Annotated in this window: 2 protein-coding genes and 1 pseudogene; 2 read left to right on the top strand and 1 reads right to left on the bottom strand. The window is 67.7% G+C overall.

The window, feature by feature from the left end:
- Positions 1–360, bottom strand: a pseudogene (locus MJ785_RS00745) (1-(5-phosphoribosyl)-5-amino-4-imidazole-carboxylate carboxylase); the annotation flags it as partial.
- Between the two features lie 375 nt (positions 361–735).
- On the opposite strand from MJ785_RS00745, the gene pheA reads away from it, so the two are divergent.
- Positions 736–1,674: a prephenate dehydratase gene (gene pheA / locus MJ785_RS00740; protein ID WP_239313807.1), complete on the top strand. Its 939-nt coding sequence runs from the start codon at positions 736–738 to the stop codon at positions 1,672–1,674.
- Positions 1,675–2,493: 819 nt separating this feature from the next.
- A complete protein-coding gene (locus MJ785_RS00735; protein WP_370651783.1) occupies positions 2,494–3,684 on the top strand; it encodes a hypothetical protein in 1,191 nt (396 codons plus the stop codon).
- Positions 3,685–3,848 lie beyond the last annotated feature (164 nt).

The following is a 3,848-nucleotide window of genomic DNA, read 5'->3' as shown; positions in this document are numbered from 1 at the left end:
GGAGCCTGGATCACGGGCAGGTATGCCGGACGTGGTCAGTTCTCCGGGCCACCGGGCGAGCAGAGCCGCGACGGTGGCCGCGTCCGCGCGGGTCACCAGCGTTGGATGGCCGGCGCCGGATGCGCGCCGCAGCTCGGCGACGATGCCGACCGTCTGCGCCGGCGTCTTGCCGGCGGCGTAGACGACCTCCGCATCGCCGGTGCGCAGCCCGCGGTGCGTGTCGACGCGGGCGTACCCAAGGTCGGTCCAGCCGTTGCCGTCGCCGAGCGGGCCGGCTGTGATGCGCGTCAGCGCATCGTGCGGCTCGACCGTGCCGGAAGCCACGGCTTCCAGCAGGAGCCGAACATCCGCCGTGTCCACGCTCCGACCCTACGGGGGCCGGTCGTCCCACGTCTGGATCAGGGGCGGCGCTGACAACTGATGTCGATTTTTGCCAACAGCCGAACAGCTGTGGCGACATTGCGATCATGGTTTTTGCGTCGATGGCCGCTGTGCCGTGCCGTGCCGAATCGAGAAGCGGGCGCGCACCCTGCGAGAGAGAATCCGACCATCTGATCATGATTTAGGCGATGGATGACCAGCTGGAGCCGGGCTCCCCTCATGCGCTCTGTCACGGGATCGTAGGATCGCCAAGGTGAGATCAGCAGATCCGGTCCGGGCGGACTCGGTCCGCAACCCGCTGGGCACGGCCGAGATTGCCGTGGTCACGCCGGCCCCTGGCGTGGAGCCGCGGACGTGACCGCGCCGATCCGGCTGGCCTATCTGGGTCCCCCCGGCACATTCTCCGAGGCGGCGCTGCTCACGCTCGTGATCGCTCGTGGAGCGCGGCTTGATCCACTGCCGGACGTGGTGGCCGTTCTCGACGCGGTCCGTCAGGGTGACGCCGCGGCCGCCCTCGTCCCGTTCGAGAACTCGGTCGAGGGCTCGGTGTCGACCATTCTGGACGAGTTCGCTGTCGGCGCCCCCCTGCAGATCAAGGCCGAGGCCGTGATTCCCGTCCGGTTCGCCCTCCTGGGCAGGCCCGGTACGGGCCTCGACGCCGTACACACGGTTTCGAGCCATCCGCACGCTCAACCGCAGTGCCGTCACTGGCTCGGCAAGAACCTTCCCTACGCACGCTGGGAACCGGCGTTCAGCAATTCCGAGGCGGCTCGTCGCGTCCAGCTCGGCGAGGTCGACGCCGCACTTGCCGGCGCGTTTGCCGCCCCTCGTTACGGCCTGTCGGTGCTTGCCGACGACATCCAGGACGTCGACGGGGCGCAGACCCGTTTCGTGTTGGTCACCCTCCCGGGGGCGCCGCCGCCACCCACCGGCTCCGACCGCACCACAGTGGTGCTGTTCGAACGCGACGACCATCCTGGCGCATTGCTGGAGATGCTGACCGAGTTCGCCGTCCGGGGAATCAACCTGACCCGGCTGGAATCCAGGCCGACCGGTGCCGGCTTAGGCCGCTACTGCTTCTCGGCCGACTGCGAGGGCCACATAGCCGAGGCGCGGGTTGGCGAGGCGCTTTCGGCATTGCACCGCAGCTGCGCTGACGTCCGGTTCCTTGGTAGCTACCCGAGAGCGGATGGGCAGGTTACGGTCATACGGCCCGGCACGTCGGATGATGCTTTCCGCGGCGCGGCGGCCTGGCTTTCCAGGCTACGTGGGAATCATCACCCGGATGCCTGAGAGCGCGTGTGAGATCGTCATTCCGGCTCGCCGCGTCCAGACGCCCTCTGGCTGCGTTGTCGGCCACACCGAGACAACTCATCCGGTATCGCTTCGGCCTTCCGCCTTGCCGGTGGGCGCCTGGATGCGGCTCACTGATCGAAAGCCCGATCTCACACACGCTCTGAGAAATGTGGCCCAACGGTTGTGCGGAGGACGTACTTTCACCGGAGGTAACAGTACGAGCGACCGGTAATAGTTGTGTGGATCAAGGAGTGGCGTGCGGGTGGATGGATCGCGAGGCGGCGGAGGGATGCGCTGGAGGTGCAGAGCGCCGACCGGCGAGCCGGGGTGCCCGTGCATCGCGCGGCAATGGCTGGGAAAGCGATGCCGCGTCCCCTATTGCCGGTCGCTCTTAGTGGTCGCCGGCGGCGACCACTAAGTTATCCTGAGTCAACACGTCAACTTATTGTGTGTGTCGTGGTCTGAGCGTGCCCTCTTCCCTGGGCGTATGTCGCGGCGCGCCTCCTCGGGTTACCTTGAGTCATATTCCTGACACTGAAAGAGATTGCAGGGCGCGGAAATGCCACATTGTGGCCTCACTGACAGGACACCAGGGAGTGCGTAGCCATGTCCCACGCTGACGAACTGTCCCCGTCAGCTTGCCCGGCCAGTCCCTGGCCGGCGGCTGTGGAAGCAGGGCAGCCAGTCCGGCCCGAGGAGCGGGCCGTTTCGATCCCGGCCACCCGCACACCACCAGACGATCATCCGGATTCCTATGTACTACCCGCCCCGGTGTCGCGGCCGGGTGAGGCCAGTCCTTCCGTGGATGATCGCCCGGTGTCCGACCCGCCGGCAGCCGACCGTTCAGATCATGATCCGCTGGCCGCTGGGTGGACCGGCACCGAGCGTGCGGCCCTGACCGGCCGTGTGGAGCACGAGTATCACGCTCTCCCCACGTCAATCGCTGATGCACCGCCAGCACCGGACCGCCGGCAGCTGCACCTCTATGCCGGGGTCACCGTGGTGGGTGTGCTCCTCAGCGATGGACAGCTCGCGGACGCGGTGGATGTACGTGCCGCGGCGCCGTCGCAGGTTGCGCTTGCGCACGCCGAGGAACGGCTGGCCGCTTTGCTGCGCGCTCACGAGCACACCTCGCCGGCGCATGTCGCGGCTCAGGCGGCTCGCCTGCGGCATGGCTTGGACAGTCTCGCGCGCGGTGCTTCCCTACGGGCCTCCGATGCCCGCCGGCTGCGGATTATTGCTGGCCGGATCACCGTCCTGCACGCCGATGCGGCGTTCAAACTGGGTACGGCCGACGCGGCACGTGCCCTGGCCGCGCAGGGATACGCGGACGGGCTGTGGGCGCAGGACGGCCCGTTGCAAGGATCAGCCCGCGAGATCGCAGCAGTGATCGAATTTTACGACGGCTGCCCGGACCGGGCCCTGCAACTTGCCCGGGACGGGCTGCGCCATGTCGGCGGCGGCCCGGTACGGGCGCGTCTGGTCTGCCAGGAGGCCCGAGCCCTTGCGGCGCTCGGCGACGTCCGTGCTGCCGCCCAGGCATTGGACACCGCTTATGATCTTGCTGACATGATTCCCGTGGAACAGTGGGGCTCGCCTGGGCCTGGCTTCGACACTTTCCATCCGGTGGAGGTCGCTTACAACGCAACCACGGCGTTGTGCCTGCTCAGGCGGCCTCGTGCCGCGGAGGAGCATGCACAGATCGCCATGCCCCGGCTGGACATGATGAATGCTCCCGGTTTCCGTTCGGTGATCCGATTGGATCTTGCATTGGCCCTGGTCCAGCAGGGACGGCTTGAGCTTGACCGGGTCTGTGCGCTGGCCACCGAGGCGGTCAGGATTTCCTGGGGGCGCACAGTGGCGTCCGCATCGAACCGGGCTGACGAGCTGCTGGCGATAACCCGGACGCACGGCGATGTCCGTGATGTGCGGGAGCTCGCGGCGTTCGTGCGTGAATGGCAACGGGAAGGCGGGACAAGCCGCGGGACCAGCCGCGAAGCCTTTTAGTGGTCGCCGCCGGACGTTCGTCCAGGGTCTGCCGGCGCCAGACGGCGCCTCGCCTCGTTGTCGTCGGCCCAGGTAGAACACCGCTACCTGGGCCTTCTCCGCCGCACGATGCATCCGTCTGTCATCCGGCACCCCCCGAACAACTTCCGGCGGCGACCACTTAG

Source organism: Protofrankia sp. CiT1, from assembly GCF_917627335.1.
In the GTDB taxonomy this organism is placed as follows: domain Bacteria; phylum Actinomycetota; class Actinomycetes; order Frankiales; family Frankiaceae; genus Protofrankia.
The sequence above is the reverse complement of the archived record's forward strand: the minus strand, read 5'-3'. Positions and strand labels throughout refer to the sequence as shown.